15 protein-coding genes are annotated in these 16357 nt (G+C 70.2%); 8 read left to right on the forward strand and 7 right to left on the reverse strand.

The genetic code is table 11. The features are described from left to right. Nucleotides 1-25 precede the first annotated feature (25 nt). Nucleotides 26-1372 (forward strand): MFS family transporter, encoded by a 1347-nt coding sequence (locus AC1RLW_RS12860; protein ID WP_095949595.1) that lies wholly within the window; start codon nucleotides 26-28, stop codon nucleotides 1370-1372. A 45-nt stretch (nucleotides 1373-1417) separates the two neighbouring features. On the opposite strand, the gene AC1RLW_RS12865 is transcribed toward AC1RLW_RS12860, so the two are convergent. Together AC1RLW_RS12865 and argH are read right to left on the reverse strand one after the other, a co-directional pair. After that, entirely contained in the window at nucleotides 1418-2896 is a 1479-nt protein-coding gene (locus AC1RLW_RS12865) for a rhomboid family intramembrane serine protease (RefSeq protein WP_307637461.1), read from the reverse strand. 33 nt (nucleotides 2897-2929) lie between these two features. Then, entirely contained in the window at nucleotides 2930-4327 is a 1398-nt protein-coding gene (argH, locus tag AC1RLW_RS12870; protein WP_354342703.1) for an argininosuccinate lyase, read from the reverse strand. Between the two features lie 57 nt (nucleotides 4328-4384). On the opposite strand from argH, the gene AC1RLW_RS12875 reads away from it, so the two are divergent. The 5 genes from AC1RLW_RS12875 to AC1RLW_RS12895 all read left to right on the forward strand — a co-directional run bounded on the left by AC1RLW_RS12875 (nucleotide 4385) and on the right by AC1RLW_RS12895 (nucleotide 10078). After that, nucleotides 4385-5461, forward strand: a complete 1077-nt coding sequence (locus AC1RLW_RS12875; RefSeq protein WP_493193959.1) for a sensor histidine kinase — start codon at nucleotides 4385-4387, stop codon at nucleotides 5459-5461. Further along, on the forward strand, nucleotides 5458-6210 hold the full coding sequence (locus tag AC1RLW_RS12880) for a LytR/AlgR family response regulator transcription factor (protein ID WP_493193315.1): 753 nt from the start codon (nucleotides 5458-5460) through the stop codon (nucleotides 6208-6210). Before AC1RLW_RS12875 ends, AC1RLW_RS12880 begins: the two co-directional genes overlap by 4 nt. After that, nucleotides 6207-7484 carry an AI-2E family transporter gene (locus AC1RLW_RS12885; protein ID WP_493193316.1) on the forward strand — a complete coding sequence of 426 codons (1278 nt, stop codon included), beginning with the start codon at nucleotides 6207-6209 and terminating at the stop codon, nucleotides 7482-7484. Before AC1RLW_RS12880 ends, AC1RLW_RS12885 begins: the two co-directional genes overlap by 4 nt. A 76-nt stretch (nucleotides 7485-7560) precedes the next feature. After that, entirely contained in the window at nucleotides 7561-8742 is a 1182-nt protein-coding gene (locus AC1RLW_RS12890) for an acetyltransferase domain-containing protein (protein ID WP_493193318.1), read from the forward strand. Between the two features lie 10 nt (nucleotides 8743-8752). Further along, nucleotides 8753-10078, forward strand: a complete 1326-nt coding sequence (locus AC1RLW_RS12895) for an OprD family outer membrane porin (RefSeq protein WP_493193320.1) — start codon at nucleotides 8753-8755, stop codon at nucleotides 10076-10078. 13 nt (nucleotides 10079-10091) lie between these two features. On the opposite strand, the gene AC1RLW_RS12900 is transcribed toward AC1RLW_RS12895, so the two are convergent. Further along, nucleotides 10092-10550 carry a winged helix-turn-helix transcriptional regulator gene (locus AC1RLW_RS12900; RefSeq protein ID WP_095746483.1) on the reverse strand — a complete coding sequence of 153 codons (459 nt, stop codon included), beginning with the start codon at nucleotides 10548-10550 and terminating at the stop codon, nucleotides 10092-10094. 118 nt (nucleotides 10551-10668) lie between these two features. On the opposite strand from AC1RLW_RS12900, the gene AC1RLW_RS12905 reads away from it, so the two are divergent. Beyond that, entirely contained in the window at nucleotides 10669-11610 is a 942-nt protein-coding gene (locus AC1RLW_RS12905) for a nitrilase family protein (protein ID WP_493193323.1), read from the forward strand. On the opposite strand, the gene AC1RLW_RS12910 is transcribed toward AC1RLW_RS12905, so the two are convergent. Both AC1RLW_RS12910 and AC1RLW_RS12915 read right to left on the reverse strand, forming a co-directional pair. Further along, a complete protein-coding gene (locus AC1RLW_RS12910; RefSeq protein ID WP_493193325.1) occupies nucleotides 11580-12854 on the reverse strand; it encodes an MFS transporter in 1275 nt (424 codons plus the stop codon). The genes AC1RLW_RS12905 and AC1RLW_RS12910 overlap by 31 nt on opposite strands. Further along, nucleotides 12841-13365, reverse strand: a complete 525-nt coding sequence (locus tag AC1RLW_RS12915) for a GNAT family N-acetyltransferase (RefSeq protein WP_493193327.1) — start codon at nucleotides 13363-13365, stop codon at nucleotides 12841-12843. Before AC1RLW_RS12915 ends, AC1RLW_RS12910 begins: the two co-directional genes overlap by 14 nt. A 48-nt stretch (nucleotides 13366-13413) precedes the next feature. Between AC1RLW_RS12915 and AC1RLW_RS12920 the strand changes: the two genes are divergently transcribed. Then, nucleotides 13414-14340, forward strand: coding sequence for a LysR family transcriptional regulator (locus AC1RLW_RS12920; RefSeq protein ID WP_493193961.1), 927 nt, complete (start codon nucleotides 13414-13416; stop codon nucleotides 14338-14340). Between the two features lie 6 nt (nucleotides 14341-14346). On the opposite strand, the gene AC1RLW_RS12925 is transcribed toward AC1RLW_RS12920, so the two are convergent. Both AC1RLW_RS12925 and AC1RLW_RS12930 read right to left on the reverse strand, forming a co-directional pair. Then, nucleotides 14347-15597 carry an MFS transporter gene (locus tag AC1RLW_RS12925; RefSeq protein WP_062474304.1) on the reverse strand — a complete coding sequence of 417 codons (1251 nt, stop codon included), beginning with the start codon at nucleotides 15595-15597 and terminating at the stop codon, nucleotides 14347-14349. Nucleotides 15598-15808: 211 nt separating this feature from the next. Continuing rightward, nucleotides 15809-16351 (reverse strand): hypothetical protein, encoded by a 543-nt coding sequence (locus AC1RLW_RS12930; RefSeq protein ID WP_493193328.1) that lies wholly within the window; start codon nucleotides 16349-16351, stop codon nucleotides 15809-15811. Nucleotides 16352-16357 lie beyond the last annotated feature (6 nt).

Below are 16357 nucleotides of genomic sequence, written 5' to 3' on the forward strand. Positions count from 1 at the left end.
GCAGCCAGAGACAAGGACCCCCCGCATGACCGCCATTGCCAGCAGCAGCACGAGCGCCGGCGCTTCCAGCCCGGACGCGACCCGCGACACCACCCCCTACACCTTCGAGGAAAAGCGCAAGCGCATCTTCGCCATCTTTGCCGCCTCGTCCGGCAACCTGGTGGAGTGGTTCGACTTCTACGTCTACGCCTTCTGCGCGATCTACTTCGCGCCCTCGTTCTTCCCCAAGTCGGACCCGACGGTCCAGCTGCTGAACACCGCCGGCGTGTTCGCCGCCGGCTTCCTGATGCGCCCGATCGGCGGCTGGCTGTTCGGCCGGCTGGCCGACCGCAAGGGCCGCAAGACGTCGATGGTGACCTCGGTCGTCATGATGTGCGTCGGCTCGCTGGTCATTGCCTGCCTGCCCACCTACGCGCAGATCGGCGCCTGGGCGCCCGCGCTGCTGCTGGCCGCGCGCCTGCTGCAGGGCCTGTCGGTCGGTGGCGAGTACGGCACCACCGCCACCTACATGAGCGAAGTGGCGATGCGCGGCCAGCGCGGCTTCTTCTCGTCGTTCCAGTACGTCACACTGATCGGCGGCCAGCTGCTGGCCGTGGTGGCCGTGGTGGTGCTGCAGCAGCTGCTCACCGAGGCCGAACTCAAGGCCTGGGGCTGGCGCATTCCCTTCGTGCTGGGCGCCCTGGCCGCCGTCGTGGCGCTGATGCTGCGCCGCACGCTGACCGAGACCGCCAGCACCAAGACCCGCGCCGCCAAGGGCGCCGGCAGCGTCGCCGAGCTGTTCAAGCACCACAAGCGCGCCTTCCTCGTGGTGCTGGGCTACACGGCCGGCGGCTCGCTGATCTTCTACACCTTCACCACCTACATGCAGAAGTACCTGGTGAACTCGGCCGGCATGTCGATCAAGACCGCCAGCAACGTGATGACGGCGTGCCTCTTCCTGTACATGTGCATGCAGCCGCTGTTCGGCGCGCTGTCGGACCGCATCGGCCGTCGCAGCAACATGCTGCTGTTCGGCGCCCTGGGCGCGCTGATGACGGTGCCCGTGCTGAGCAACCTGCAAAACGTGAGCAGCCCGCTGATGGCTGGCGTGCTGATCACGCTGGCGCTGGCGGTGGTGAGCTTCTACACCTCGATCAGCGGCATCGTGAAGGCCGAGATGTTCCCGCCCGAAGTGCGCGCGCTGGGCGTGGGCCTGTCGTACGCGGTGGGCAACGCCATCTTCGGCGGCAGCGCCGAGTACGTGGCGCTGGGCCTGAAGTCGATCGGCCACGAGTCGTATTTCTACTGGTACGTGACGGCGATGATGGGCGTGGCCTTCCTGGTCAGCCTGCTGCTGCCGAAGCAGGCCACCTACCTGCACAACGACAAATAAGCGCAGCGCCGCTTCATCAACGAACCCGGCCGCGTGCCGGGTTTTTTACGTGCGCTGCAACGCGCGCGTGACCATGTCGTTGGGCGCCAGCCGCAGCAGGTGCGGCAGCAGGCCCAGCGCGCGATCGCGTTCGCCCGCATGCAGCAGGCCGTTGGCGCACACCGAGAGCGTGTCGGCCAGCTCGGGGTGGTCGGGCGCGGTCTTCAGCAGGATGCGGCAGAGCTTGTCGGCGTCGCCGAACTGGCGGATGCGCGCGAAGCGGCGCGCCAGCCGGGCCATGTCGTCGGGCTTGAGGCGCACGCCCGGTTTGGCCTGGTCGAGGTAGGTCGTGAAGCTGGCGTGCTGCAGCGCCAGGGTGTCGGCGTCGGTGGCGGGCAGGCGGAAGATGCGGCGCGCGGCCTGGTGGAAGTCGTCGCTCGCGGGCTGCAGGCGCGCGGTATGGAACCAGGCGCGCAGCGTGTCGGTGTCGCCGGGGCGCAGGGCGGCGGCGGCGCGCCATTCAACGCACGCGGGCTCGAACTTCATGGCCGCCGACAGCTTGCGCGCGGCGGCCACGTGCTGGTCGAAGCGGTGGTCGTCGGTCACCATTTCCGACTTCACGGTCTCGGGCGTCTTCACGCGGCCCAGCCACATGGCGCCGGCCATCAGCGCCGCGCCCGTCAGCAGGCCGCCCAGGTGGGCCATGTAGGCGATGCCCTGGCCGCCGATCCAGTGCTGCACCAGCTCGTTGACGATCCAGGCCGGCAGCAAGAGCAGGGCGGGCGCCGTGACGTAGTTGAAATAGAAGAACAGCTGGTAGAAAAAGCGGATGCGCCGCAGCCGGTACATCACGGCGTACATGCCCATCAGCGCCGAGATCGCGCCCGAGGCACCCAGCCCGTAGCCGCCCTTGCCCGCATAGGCCCAGCCGGCCAGCAGCGCGGAGCCCACGCCGCCCAGCAGGTAGAAGCTCAGGTAGGTGCCGCGCCCCAGCGCCAGCTCGACCGAGAAGCCGAACAGGAAGAGGAACAGCATGTTGCCCAGCAGGTGGCCCGTGCTGCCGTGCAGGAAGGCGGCGGTGAGCCAGGTCCAGGGCTTGAATTCGGCGTCCTTGCCGTAGTCCTGCGACCAGCGCGCGGTGAACGGCGCGGGCAGCATCGCCTCGTACTGGCGGCGGTCGCGTTGCCATTCGTCGAAGCGCGGGTTCGCGGGCGTCACGACCTGGTCGGCGCGCAGCTTCTTCAGGAAGGGCTGGTCGTTCTGCAGGCCTTCGAGCAGCTGCGGGTAGGCCTCTTCATGCGCCAGCATGCGGCGCGCCAGCTTGCCGCGCTTGGGGTCGGTTTTTTCGAGCCACTCGACGAAGGGCGGCAGCTCCAGTTCGGGCAGCACGCTCTGCACGTAGAACTGCGCCGCGCGCTCGCGGCCGTTCTCTTCGCTGCGCTGCGGCCCCCAGAACACGAGCATGTTCAGGAGGATCAGCAGCACCGTCATCCACGGCGGGTTGCGCCAGCTCGGTTTGTTTTCGAGCGGGATGGCGTAGAACATGAAGCGCGGCCCTCGATGGTGCGGCCGCGGGCTTCAGCCCAGGCGCGCGCGGTGGCGGGCGACCTGTGCCTTCACCTGCACGGGCGCGGTGCCGCCCAGCACGTTGCGGGCGTTGAGCGAGCCGCGCAGGCTCAGCACGTCGTACACGTCCTTCTCGATGTTCGGGTTGAACTGCTGCAGCACGGCCAGCGGCAGCTCCGACAGGTCGACCTGGTGCGAGGTGGCGGCCTTCACGGCGTGGGCCACGGTTTCGTGCGCGTCGCGGAAGGGCAGGCCCTTCTTCACGAGGTAGTCGGCCAGGTCGGTGGCGGTGGCGTAGCCGCGCAGCGCGGCGGCTTCCATGGCCTGCGGCTTCACGGTGATGCCGCCGATCATCTCGGCAAAGATGCGCAGGGTGTCCTTGAGCGTATCGACGGTGTCGAACAGCGGCTCCTTGTCTTCCTGGTTGTCCTTGTTGTAGGCCAGCGGCTGGCCCTTCATGAGCGTGATGAGCGCCATCAGGTGGCCGACCACGCGGCCGGTCTTGCCGCGCGCCAGCTCGGGCACGTCGGGGTTCTTCTTCTGCGGCATGATCGACGAGCCCGTGGTGAAGCGGTCGGCGATGTTGATGAAGCCGAAGTTCTGGCTCATCCAGATGATGAGCTCTTCGCTCAGGCGGCTCACGTGCACCATGCACAGGCTGGCGGCGGCGGTGAACTCGATCGCGAAGTCGCGGTCGCTCACGGCGTCCAGGCTGTTCTGGCAGACGCTGTCCATCTTCAGGGTGCGCGCCACGAGCTCGCGGTCCAGCGGGTAGCTGGTGCCGGCCAGGGCGGCGGCGCCCAGCGGCAGGCGGTTGACGCGCTTGCGCACCTCGCCCATGCGCTCGGCGTCGCGGCTGAACATTTCCACGTAGGCCAGCATGTGGTGGCCGAAGCTCACGGGCTGGGCCACCTGCAGGTGGGTGAAGCCGGGCAGGATCACCTCGACGTTCTTCTCGGCGATGTCGACCAGCGCCTTCTGCAGCTCGACCAGCAGGTCGCCGATGAGGTCGATCTCGCCGCGCAGCCACAGGCGCACGTCGGTGGCGACCTGGTCGTTGCGGCTGCGGCCGGTGTGCAGGCGCTTGCCGGCGTCGCCCACGAGCTGGGTCAGGCGGGCCTCGATGTTCAGGTGCACGTCCTCGAGGTCGAGCTTCCATTCGAAGCTGCCGGCCTCGATCTCGCCGCGGATCTGCGCCATGCCGCGCTCGATGGCGGCGTGGTCCGTCACGCTGATGATGCCCTGGGCCGCGAGCATGCCGGCGTGCGCCAGCGAGCCCTCGATGTCGGCCTGCCACAGGCGCTTGTCGAAGAAGACGCTGGAGGTGTAGCGCTTCACCAGGTCGCTCATCGGTTCGGAGAACAGGGCCGACCAGGCTTCGGATTTCTTGTCGAGTTGGTTTTGGGTCATGGGAGCCGTCCAGGAAGGCAATAATGGGTTGGTCACCCGATGGATCTGATGTCTGCGATGCGCAACCCGGCGATTTTATCGGCCAGCTCCCCCTCCACGTCCGCTTCGTCCCCGGAACGCGTGCGCGCGCCCGTGCGCGGCGGCCCGGCGCTGTTCGATGCCTGCCAGATCGGCGTGGTGCTGCGCACCGTGGTGTTCGTCGAAGCGGTGGTGGCGGTGGCCACGCTGTTCGTGGTCGGCACCTTCGGCGAATGGCTGGTGCAGGCGGCCACGGTCACCGGCGGCGCGCTGCCCGCCACGCTGCTGTGGCTGGTGGCGGCCTGCGGGCTCAAGAAGCAGCTGCGGCGCCTGCCGCCCCCGGGCCAGTACGCCGCGGGCGCCGTGCTGGGCGCCGTGGCTTCTCTCTACGGCTGCGGCCTGCTGCGCCTGACCGGCGTGATCGCCAGCGCGCCCTGGCTGGCCAGCGCGCTGGCCGGCGCGCTGTTCGCGGGGCTGGTGATGGCGGCGATGGTGCTGCGCGCGCGCGGCCAGACGCCGGCCGCGACCACGGCCCGGCTCGAAGAGCTGCAGTCGCGCATCCGCCCGCACTTCCTGTTCAACACGCTCAACAGCGCCATCGCGCTGGTGCGCGAGGAGCCGGCCAAGGCCGAGACCATGCTCGAAGACCTGGCCGAGCTGTTCCGCCAGGCGCTCACCGTGCCCGGCGAATCGGGCACGCTGGCCGACGAGATCGCGCTGGCCGAGCGCTACCTGGCCATCGAGCAGGTGCGCTTCGGCGAGCGCCTGCGCATCCGCTGGGACCTCGATGCCGCCGCCAGCGACGCGCGCCTGCCGCCGCTCTTGCTGCAGCCGCTGGTCGAGAACGCCATCAAGCACGGCGTGGAGCCCAGCCCCGAGGGCGGCAAGCTGCGCATCCGCACCGAGCGGCGCGGCGGCATGGTCGTGATCGAGGTGGTCAACAGCCTGCCGCCGCTGCGCTGGGCCGACGAGCCGCTGCCGCGCGGCCACGGCATCGCCCTGGACAACGTGCGCGAGCGGCTGCGCCTGCTGCACGACATGCAGATGCAGTTCAGCGCCGGCATGGACCAGAAGAACTACCGCGTACGCATTGCCATTCCCGCCGAATCCTCATGAGCCTCAAGACCCTGATCGTTGACGACGAAGCCCTGGCCCGCTCGCGCCTGCGCACGCTGCTGCGCGACTGCACCTCGCCCGCCGCCGAGGTGACGGCCGAGGCCGCGCAAGGCGAGGAGGCGCTGTCGCACCTGGCCGCGATGGACCTCGACCTCGTGCTGCTCGACGTGCACATGCCCGGCGTCGACGGCATCGAGGTGGCGCGCGCGTTGCGCAGCCGGCCCGACGCGCCGGCCGTGGTGTTCGTGACGGCGCACGCCAGCCACGCGGTCACGGCCTTCGAGCTGGAGGCGGTCGACTACCTCACCAAGCCCGTGCGTGCCGAGCGGCTGCAGCAGGCGCTGCAGAAGGTCGAGCGCTTCCTGAAGGAGCGCCGCGCCGCCCAGCCGGCGGCTGAGGCCACGCCCGAGTGCGTGCTGATCCAGGACCGGGGCCGCGCCGAGCGCGTGCCGCTGTCCGAAGTGCTGTACCTCAAGTCCGAATACAAGTACCTCACGGTGCGCACTGCCACGCGCAGCCACATCCTCGATGGCTCGCTGAACGATTTCGAGGAGCGCTACCCGCACCGCTTCCTGCGCGTGCACCGCAACGCGCTGGTGGCGCGCTCGGCGATCCGCGCACTCGAGCGCTACGACGACGGCGAAGACGCCGATGGCTGGGCGCTGCGGCTGGACTCGGTGCCCGAGCCCGTGGCGGTGTCGCGCCGCCAGCTGGCCGCGGTGCGCGAGATGCTGAAGGAATCGCGATGACCGACGACACCCCGGCCGGCCCGAAACCGGCGCCTGAACGGCCGGTGGCTGCGGATGAGCCGCCGCCTGCGCCCGCACCGGTGCCGGCGCCGCCGGTCGACCCCGTCGAGCCCGCAGCGCCGGTCGAGCCGAGCGCGACCGCCGAAGAGGCCACCTCCGCCCTGCGCAGGCGCTTCGTGCTGCACATGCCGGTCGACGTGCGCAGCGCCTCGCTGGTGGTGCTGGCCGTGCTCGCCAGCGTCTTCGCGCTGCGCTGGGGGCAGGCCGTGTTCGTGCCGCTGATGCTGAGCCTGCTGCTGAACTACGCACTGTCGCCGCTGGTCGAGCGCCTGCACCGCTGGTACGTGCCGCGCTGGATCGGCGCGGCGGCGATCCTGCTGGGCCTGTTCGGCGGGCTCGGGTGGACGGGCTATTCGCTCTCGGGCAGCGCCTCGCAGCTGCTCGACTCGCTGCCGGTCGCCGCGCAGAAGCTCGGCCAGGCCATGCGCCGCGACAAGAACGCCAGCGCCACGCCGCTGGACAGCGTGCAGCAGGCCGCCGCGCAGCTGGAGAAAGCGGCCGAGGAAAACTCGGCGCGCGTCGCCTCGCGCAAGGGCGTGGCGCGCGTCGTGATCGAACGGCCGGGCTTCAACGTGCGCGACTACCTGGTGAGCGGCACCGTCGGCCTGCTCAACGCCTTGGGGCAGCTCACGCTGGTGGCCTTCCTCACCTACTTCGCGCTGTGCTCGGGCGACACCTTCCGGCGCAAGCTCATCAAGATCACCGGGCCCAGCCTGCAGAAGAAGAAGGTCACGGTGCACGTGCTGGACGACATCACGCGAAACATCGAGCGCTACCTGCTGGTGCAGATTTTGGTGAGCGGGCTGGTGGGGCTGACCACCGGCCTGGCGTTCTGGCTGCTCGGCGTGGAGAACGCGGCCGTGTGGGGAATCATCGCGGCCGTGACCAACCTCATTCCCTACATCGGCTCGGTGATCGTGTTGGTGGCGGCGGGGCTCATGGCCTTCCTGCAGTTCAGCAGCATCGAGATGGCGCTGCTGGTGGGCGGCGTGTCGCTGGCCATCCACACGGTGGTGGGCAACCTGCTGATGCCCTGGCTCACCAGCCGCACCAGCCGCATGAACCCGGTGGCGGTGTTCGTGGGCGTGATCTTCTGGGGCTGGCTGTGGGGCATCTGGGGGCTGCTGCTGGGCATCCCGATCACCATGGTCATCAAGTCGATCTGCGACCGGGTGGAAGACCTGCAGCCGATCGGCGAACTGCTCGGCGAATAAACCGGCCCTTCAGACCCTTCAGGAGGGTGCATCGTCCGATGCTGTAAATTATTGCGAATCAATTCGCAATAATTAAATGCCCGACGTTTCATCCGCTTCCTTGCCACCCGGGGCCGGCGCCCCGGCCCGGCTGCTCTCCATCGACGCGCTGCGCGGCCTCGTGATCCTGTTCATGCTGCTGGACCACGTGCGCGAGACCTTCTACCTGCACCACCAGGTGCCCGACCCCATGCTCGTGGCGCAGACGCCGCCGGCGCTGTTCTTCGGCCGCCTGCTGGCGCACCTGTGCGCGCCGGTGTTCGTGTTCCTGACCGGGCTGTCGGCCTTTCTCTACGGCGCGAAGCAGGCGGACGGCCGCGCGGCGGCGTCCTCGTTCCTGTGGAAGCGGGGCCTGTTCCTCGTGCTGCTGGAGGTCACGGTCGTCAACTTTGCCTGGACCTTCCAGTTCCCGCCGGCCACCGTGTTCCTGCAGGTGATCTGGGTGATCGGGCTGTCGATGCTGGCGTTGTCGGCGCTGGTGTGGCTGCCGCGCCGGGCGCTGGTCGTGTTGGGCGTGGTGCTGGTGGCGGGGCACAACCTGCTCGACGGCGTGCACTTTCCCGTCGGCCATGTGCTGCACGTGCCTTGGGCGGTGCTGCACGACCGGGGCTGGATCGAGGTGTCCGAGGCCCTGAGGCTGCGCACGTCGTACCCGCTGCTGCCGTGGATCGGCGTGATCGCGCTGGGCTACGTCGCCGGGCCGTGGTTCCTGCCCGGCGCCGATGCGCCGCAGCGGCAGCGGCGGCTGCTCGCATGGGCCGTGGGCCTGCTCGTTGGCTTCGTGGTGCTGCGCGCACTCAATGCCTACGGCGACAAGCCCTGGGCAGCAGGCGACAGCGCGCTGACGACCGTGATGGCCTTCCTCAACGTCACGAAGTACCCGCCGTCGCTGCTGTTCATCGCGCTGACGCTCGGCGTGGGGCTGTGGCTGCTGCGCCTGTTCGAGCGCCGGCAGGGCGCGGCATGGCTCGCGCCGCTGGCCGTGTTCGGCGCGGCGCCCATGTTCTTCTACGTGCTGCACCTGTACGTGCTCAAGTTCCTCTACCTGGGGGGCGAGGCGGTCTGGGGCCCCAATCAGGGCCGCTTGTTCGGTTTCGACGCCGTCTGGATGGTGTGGCTGGTCACCGGGGTGCTGGCCTTTGCGCTGTATCCGGCGGTGCGCGCCTTCGCCGCCCTGAAGGCGCGGCGCCGCGACATCGCGTGGCTCAAGTACCTGTGAGGGGCCGGCGATGAAGCGGGTCTGCGGCGCGGCCCTCGCGATGCTGGGCACGTCCGCCCTGGCAGCCGAAGGCGGGGGCTTCGTCGAGGACACGCGCTGGCGGGTGCTCCAGCGCAGCGTGTACGAGCACCGGAGCTACCTGCACGGCGACCGCAGCAACGGCGGGCGCAACGCCACGCTGCCGAAGGCGCGGCGCAGCGACCACGCGCAGGAGTGGGGCTACGGCGTCATGGGCACCCTCGCGTCGGGCTTCACGCCGGGCTGGATCGGCTTCGGCGTGGACGCGCATGCCTCGCTCGCGCGCAGCCTCGACGGCGACGATCTGCGCGTCGGCAAGATCCGCATGCTGCCGGTGGACGGCGCGGGCTACGCGCAGGACGGCATCGCGCGCGGCGGCGTGGCGCTGAAGGCGCGCATCTCCGCCACCGTGCTGACGGTGGGCGAGCAGCGCGTCAAGACGCCGGTCTTCAGCGCGTCCGATTCCCGCCTGCTGCCCGAGACCATGCGTGGCTGGCTGCTGACGAGCCGTGAGTTCGACACGCTCACGTTGCAGGCCGGCCGCTTCACCGGGTCGACCGACCGCCATGCGCGCGGCACGAACCACCCGTTGATCGTCAATTACCTCGACCCGAAGTCACCGCGCGGCGACGTGTTCGACTTTGCCGGCGGCACCTGGAAGGGCAGCGCTTCGCTGTCGCTCACGGCCTACGTCGCACGCCTGGAGGACACCTGGCGCACGGGCTACCTGGGCGCCCACTACACGGTGCCGCTCCCGGAGAAGCGTGCGCTGTCCTTCGACCTGCAGGTGTACCGCAGCAAGGACACGGGCCGCGCGCTGGCCGGCCCGGTGGACAACACCACCGCGAGCCTCATGACCAGCTACACCCACGGCCCGCACCGCGTGGGCCTGGGCTGGCAGAAGGTCGCGGGCGACACGCCGTTCGACTACGTGACGCGCGGCGCCGTCTGGCTCGGCAATGCGGCGCAGCTGTCCGACTTCAATGCGCCGCATGAGCGGTCGTGGCAGCTGCGGTACGAAGTGGATGCTGCGCGTTGGGGCGCACCCGGGTTGAGCCTGGGCGCGGCCTACATCCGCGGCAGTGGTATCGACGGCAGTCGGGTGCCGCCGCGCGGAGGCTACGCATGGCTGGGCTACGGGCAGGGCGGCCGGCACTGGGAGCGCGACCTCTGGCTGCGCTACACGGTCCAGCAAGGCAGCGCCAAGGGCCTGGCCTTCCTGCTGCGCTACGGCGAGCACCGCAACAACAAGGCGCAGGCCGAACTCAACACGCGCCAGATCCGCGTCGCGCTGGAGTACCCGATCGGCAACGACTGAGCGGGTGGCGCTGTCAGGGGGCCGTGACGGGCAGCTTCTTCACGAAGGTCGCGGCGGGGTCGAGCGGCTGGCCGTCGCGCGTGCGCAGGTCGATCGGCGCTACCGGCTCACCGTTCTCGCGCTCCAGCAGCACCGAATGCGGCTCGCCGGGCGCGAACAGGTTCGCCTCGCCCCAGTGCCGCAGGCCGACCACTACGGGGAACAGGCCGCGGCCCTTGGCCGTCAGCGCGTACTCCTGGTAGAGCGAGCCGTCCGAGGCCGGCACGAGGTCGAACACGCCTTCCTGCACCAGCCACTTCAGCCGGTCGGCCAGGATGTTCTTGGCCACGCCCAGGCTCTGCTGGAACTCGCCGAAGCGCCGCATGCCGTCGAAGGCGTCGCGCACGATCAGCAGCGACCACTGGTCGCCGACGATCTCGAGCGCGCGCGCCATCGGGCAGGCGTCGAACCTCAGACTTTTTCTCCTGGCCATCGTGTGTTTCCTGTGCGTCCCTGGGATGGCGGGATTAGACCGTAGCGCTGGATTGGTTGCAAATTAAAACCAATGCGAATAGCATCCACATGGTTTTAATTTGAAACCTAAAATGGCCATGACCCTCCCGACCCCAGCTCCCCACGACATCCCTTCCGGCGGCGACGCCGTGCCCGGCCTGCGCGCCAGCCCTGTGCGCGTGGCCGTCGTGCAGTTCGACCCGCAGGTCGGCGTCGAGAACCTCGCGCGCAACGCCGCCGCGGTGCGCGCGCAACTCGAAGCGGCGGTGGCCGGCGGCGCGCAGCTCATCGTGCTGCCCGAGCTGGCGACCACCGGCTACTGCTTCAACGGCCGCGCCGAGGCCTTCGCCCACGCCGAGCCCGTGCCGCACGGCCCCACGGTGCAGGGCTGGGTCGCGTTCGCGGCAAAGCACGGCGTGTACCTCGTCGGCTGCCTGGCCGAGCAGGACGGCATGCAGCTGTTCGACACGGCCGTGCTCGTCGGCCCCGAGGGCTACATCGGCCGCTACCGCAAGACCCACCTGTGGAACAACGAGAAGCTGTGGTTCACGCCCGGCAACGAGGGCTACCCGGTGTTCGAGACGAAGATCGGCCGCATCGGCCTGCTCGTGTGCTGGGACATCTGGTTTCCCGAGGCGCCGCGCATCGTGGCGCAGCAGGGCGCCGACATCATCTGCGTGCCCACGGGCTGGGTCTGGACGCCGCCGCCGCTGTACGACGCCAGCGGCGTGTGCATGGCGGCCTACCTGACGATGACGGCCGCGCACGCCAACAACGTCTTTATCGCCACCGCCGACCGCGTGGGGCAGGAGCGCGGCACGGGCTTCATGGGCAACTCGCTGATCGCGGGCACCAACGGCTGGCCGATGGGGCGCATCGCCGGGCCGGAGGAAGAAACCATTCTCTATGCCGACGTCGACCTGGGCGTCGCGCGCTCCGCGCCGATCTGGACGCCGCTCAACGACCTGCACCGCGACCGGCGAACCGATCTGTACGACGCGATGCTGGGCTATCGCGGGGCGCCGGCCATGCCCCGTTGACTCGCGCTGAGCCGCGCGAAGCGAACGATCATCCACGGCCCGAGCAGCGCCCCGAACCCGACCGAGCTCCACGCCGCGACCCACGCATACGTGCTGCCGAAGCCGAACCGCGCCTGCCCCCAGTCGAGCGCCAGCCCGAACACCCACGGGCTCAGCGCGCCCGCGCCGAAGCCCATCACCGAGCGCACCGAGAACGCCACGCCGAGCCGGTGCGGCGCCACCACGTCGGCCAGCGCGGTCGAGTAGACCGACGAATCGGCGATGGCCAGCAGGTTGTACAGCGCCGCCATCGCGGCCAGCGCCCACAGCGGCCAGGTCCACATCCAGCCGAAGCTGAACGACAGGGCCAGGCTCGCGAGGGTGGCGATCATCATCACGCGCGCGCGGCCCAGCCGGTCGGAGGCCGCGCCGCCCACCACGCTGCCGAACACGCTCACGAGGTGCGCGAACGCCGCCAGCGCGATGCCCGCGGCCGGCCACGCGGTCGCGCCGCCGCGGGACGAGGCCATGAGGTAGGCGGGCAGCCAGGCCCACAGCGCCATCAGCTCCCAGCAGTGGAAGGCGTAGGCCCAGTTGCCGGCCATCGCGGGCCGGTCGCGCACGGTCGCGTTCAGCGCCTGCAGCACGCCTTCGCGCGGCGCACCGGCGACCCGTGGCGCAGGCGGTGCCATGCGCCGCAGCGCGAGCTGGGCCAGCAGCACGCCCATCACGGTGCAGCCCGCCGCCACCAGCAGCCCGGTGCGCCAGTGCGCCACCACGCTGAACCCCGCCACCACCGCGAGCGACAGCGCATAGCCCATCGACGCCGCGCCGAGGAACAGGCCCATCGCACGCCCGCGCACCGCCGGCCCGGCGTTGAGCGACAGCAGCTGCAGCCCCGGCGTGTACGAGGCGCCCGCGCACAGGCCCGCCAGGCCGTACAGCAGCAGGGCCGAGCGGTGGTCGTGGGCGAAGAGGGCGAAGGCCAGCGAGGCGGCCGCGCCGATCGCGCCGCCGACGGCGAAGATGCGGTGCGGGCCGAAGCGGTCGGCCAGCAGGCCCACCGCGAACAGCGAGCTCATGTAGCCCACGTGCCAGGCGCTCTGGATGGAGCCGGCCTGCGCGGCCGTCATCTGCCAGTCGTCGCGCATGAACGGCAGTACGCCCGAGTAGGCCGTGACGATCATTCCCTGCAGCAGCCGGCTCGCGCACAGCAGCGCGAGCCATCCGCGCTGCGGCGCTGGGGTGGGGTCAGCGCAGTGCACGCTGCATCAGCACGGTGTCGACCCACCGGCCGAACTTGAAGCCGACGTGGCGCAGCACGCCGACCGTCTCGAAGCCCAGGCGCGCGTGCAGCCGCTGCGAGCCCGCGTTGCCGCTGTGGCCGATGCACGCGACCATCTGCGTGAAGCCGGCCTCGGTGCAGCGGTGGATCACCGCCTGCAGCAGCGCCGTGCCGATGCCGTGGCCGTGCATGTCGGGCGCGACGTAGATCGAGTCTTCCACCGTGTGCCGGTAGGCCGAGCGCGTGCGGTAAGGGCCGGCGTAGGCGTAGCCGGCCACCTCGCCATCCTTCAGCGCCACGAGGTAGGGCAGGCCGCGTTCCTGCACGTCGATGCGGCGCGCCTGCATCTGCGCGAGGGTGGGCACTTCTTCTTCGAACGAGCACAGGTCGTGCTGCACGTAGTGGCTGTAGATGGCCTGCACGCGGGCCATGTGGTGGGGCTCGGCATCGGCGATGTCGAGCGTGGCGAGAGCGAGGGTGGGAGAGGGCATGGGTCGATCTTGACGAGCCGGGATCGATAAGTGAAGCTTGGTCAACCTATGCAGCGCATAAGGAATACTTTGGAAAAGAACCTCAACCTCGACCAGCTCGCCACCTTCGCCCTGGTGATCGACACCGGCAGCTTCTCCGCCGCGGCCGACCGGCTCGGCCTGTCGCAGCCGGCCGTGAGCCTGCAGGTGCGCCAGCTCGAGCGACGGCTCGCCGTGCGGCTCATCGAGCGCGTCGGCAAGCGCGCGCGGGCCACGCCGGCCGGTGCGGAACTGCTGCGCCATGTGCCGCAGATCGAGGCCGCGGTCGAGAACGCCGTCGACGCAGTGGCCGACCATGCGCGCGGCGTCACGGGCCGCGTGCGGCTGGGCACGGGCGCCACGGCCTGCCTGTACTTCCTGCCGGCCGTATTGCGCCAGCTGCGCGAGGCGTTCCCCGCACTCAGCGTGGTCGTGAGCACGGGCAACACCGACGAGCACGTGCGCAAGGTGGAAGACAACAGCATCGACCTCGCGCTGGTCACGCTGCCCGCGGCCGGGCGTTCGCTGAGCGTGATCCCCGTGTGCGACGACGAGTTCGTCGCCATCGGCCGCGCCGACCTCGCGCCGCTCAAGGCCCGCGTCACACCGGCCGACCTGGCGATGTTGCCGCTGGTGTTGTTCGAGCCTGCGGCCAACACGCGCAAGCTGGTCGACCGCTGGTTCGCGGCCGAAGGCCTGCAGCCGCAGCCCGTGATGGAGCTGGGCAGCGTCGAGGCGATGAAGGAGATGGTGGCCGCGGGGCTGGGCTACGGCCTGGTGCCCGGCATGTCGATGGCGGGGCGCGGTGCCCACCCGGCGCTGAAGGCCAGTCGCCTGGCCCCGCGCATGCACCGCACGCTGGCGGTGGTGATCCGTCGCGACAAGCCGCTCAACAAGGCGCTGCGCACGGTGCTTGAGGCGATCGTGGCGGCCGGAAAGAAGCCCGGCCGCCGTTGAAGGTACTTACTCCGGAATCGCCGCCAGCGGCGCCGCGCCGCCGCGTGCGCGGCCCAGCGTGCCGACGATGAGCGCGGCGATCAGCACCAGCACGCCGCTGAGCACCATCGTGGGCGAGATGCCACGGCTGTCGACCATCAGGCCGCCGATCAGCGCGCCCGAGGCGATCGCCACCTGGAAGCCCGTCACCAGCAGGGCCTGGCCGGCTTCCTGCGCGTCGGGCACGGCTTCCATCATCCAGCCGGTGAGCGCCACCGGAATCAGGCCGAAGGCCACGCCCCAGATCACCACCACCACCGCGCCGGCCACCATGCCGGTGCCGATCAGCGTCGACAGCAGCAGCGCCGTGGCCAGCATCAGCGCCGCCAGCAAGGTGGTGCCGCGCACGCTGCGTGCCACCAGGCTGCCGCCCAGGAAGGTGCCGATGAAGCCCACCGCGCCGTAGACCAGCAGCAGCGTCGAGACCGCGTTGGCCTGCAGGCCGAACACCTGCTGCAGCAGCGGCTTCAGGTAGGTGTAGGCCGCGAAGTGGCCGGCAATGAAGAACAGCACGGCGAGCAGGCCGACCTGCGCCATGCGGCGCGTGAGCGGCGTGAGCAGGTCGCGCGCACCGATGGCGCGTTGCGGCGGAATCGCGGGCAGCAGCCACAGCTGCACCAGCAGCACGGCCGCGGCCAGCGCGCCGGTCACGGCGAACGAGGCGCGCCAGCCGAACATCGTGCCCAGCCACGAGCCCGCGGGCACGCCGAGCACCGTGGCGGCCGACACGCCGGCCAGCACCAGCGACATGGCACGCGCCTTCGAGGCGTCGGGCACCAGCTGCGTGGCGGCGGCGGGCGCGAAGGTCCAGAAGCCGCCCACGGCCAGGCCGAGCATCAGGCGCGCAACCAGCATGGTCGTGAAGTTGGGCGCGAACGCGGCCAGCAGGTTCGAGGCGATCAGCAGCAGCGTGAGCGCGATCAGCACCGTGCGCCGGTCGAGCCGGCCCGAGGCGACGATCAGCGCCGGCCCGGCAAAGGCGGCGAGCACGCCGGGCATGGTGATCATCAGGCCGGCCGTGCCGTCCGACACGTTCAGGCCGCGCGCGATGTCGGTGAGCAGGCCGATGGGCATGAACTCGGTCGACACCATCGCGAAGGTGCCGACGGCGATGGAGCCGACCGCGAGCCACGCGGAGCGGGTGGGGGCGGCCACGGCGTCGCGCGCGGGCGCCGCCAGGTCGTCGATGCAGGGGTTGCTGCCGGAAGAATTCATCATGGAGATGCAGTCCTTGAACGCATCGGCAATGAAGGCGCCAATGCCGGTGAGGGGGCATTGGAGTGTGCGAGCCGGCCGCCTTGCGACCAAGGGGCGGTGGAGCAGTAGACAGTTTCCCTGCGGCGAACAATCGACCCCTTTGGTGTCTGCAGCCGCCCGGGGATGCGGCAATGGCGCCTTTCGCCATCACCGTCTTTTTGAGTTGCCGGGATTAAGTGTGGGCAGGGCGCAACTGCAGCGCCTGTCCGTCGGCCACGAACGATTCATCGACCAGCACGCGAAAGGCCGTGCCCTGCACGAACTTCGGCTGTGCAACGTCCGGCGAGAGGAATTCGATGTCGAGCGCGATCGGCGTGCCGCGCGCGAGCGAGGTGCCCTGCGGCACGCGCCAGCGCGCCGAGAAGCCTTCGGTGTCGAGCACCAGCGCGCCCCGGTATTCGCCGGGGCCCAGCGGCACGTCCTGCGCCGGCACCGAGGGACGGCGGAAGGTGAGCTCCACGGCCAGGTGCGGCGTGAACTCGGGCAGCGCGTCGAAGCCTGCGGGCGGCGCCTGCTTCGGCGTGCGGCGCGGCAGCTTGCCGATGAGCCACGTGATCACGTTGCCGATGATCGGCACCCACAGCACCATCAGCAGCGTGGCGATGTCGCGCGTGGTGGTGCCGGGCGCCGCGTAGTGCCGCACGATGCCGCCGCCCACGGCCACGCACAGGAGGATCAGGACGATGACGCGTCGGCGGAACTGGATTTTGGTCATGAATGC

Source organism: Variovorax sp. GW822-FHT04A09 (genome assembly GCF_058801005.1).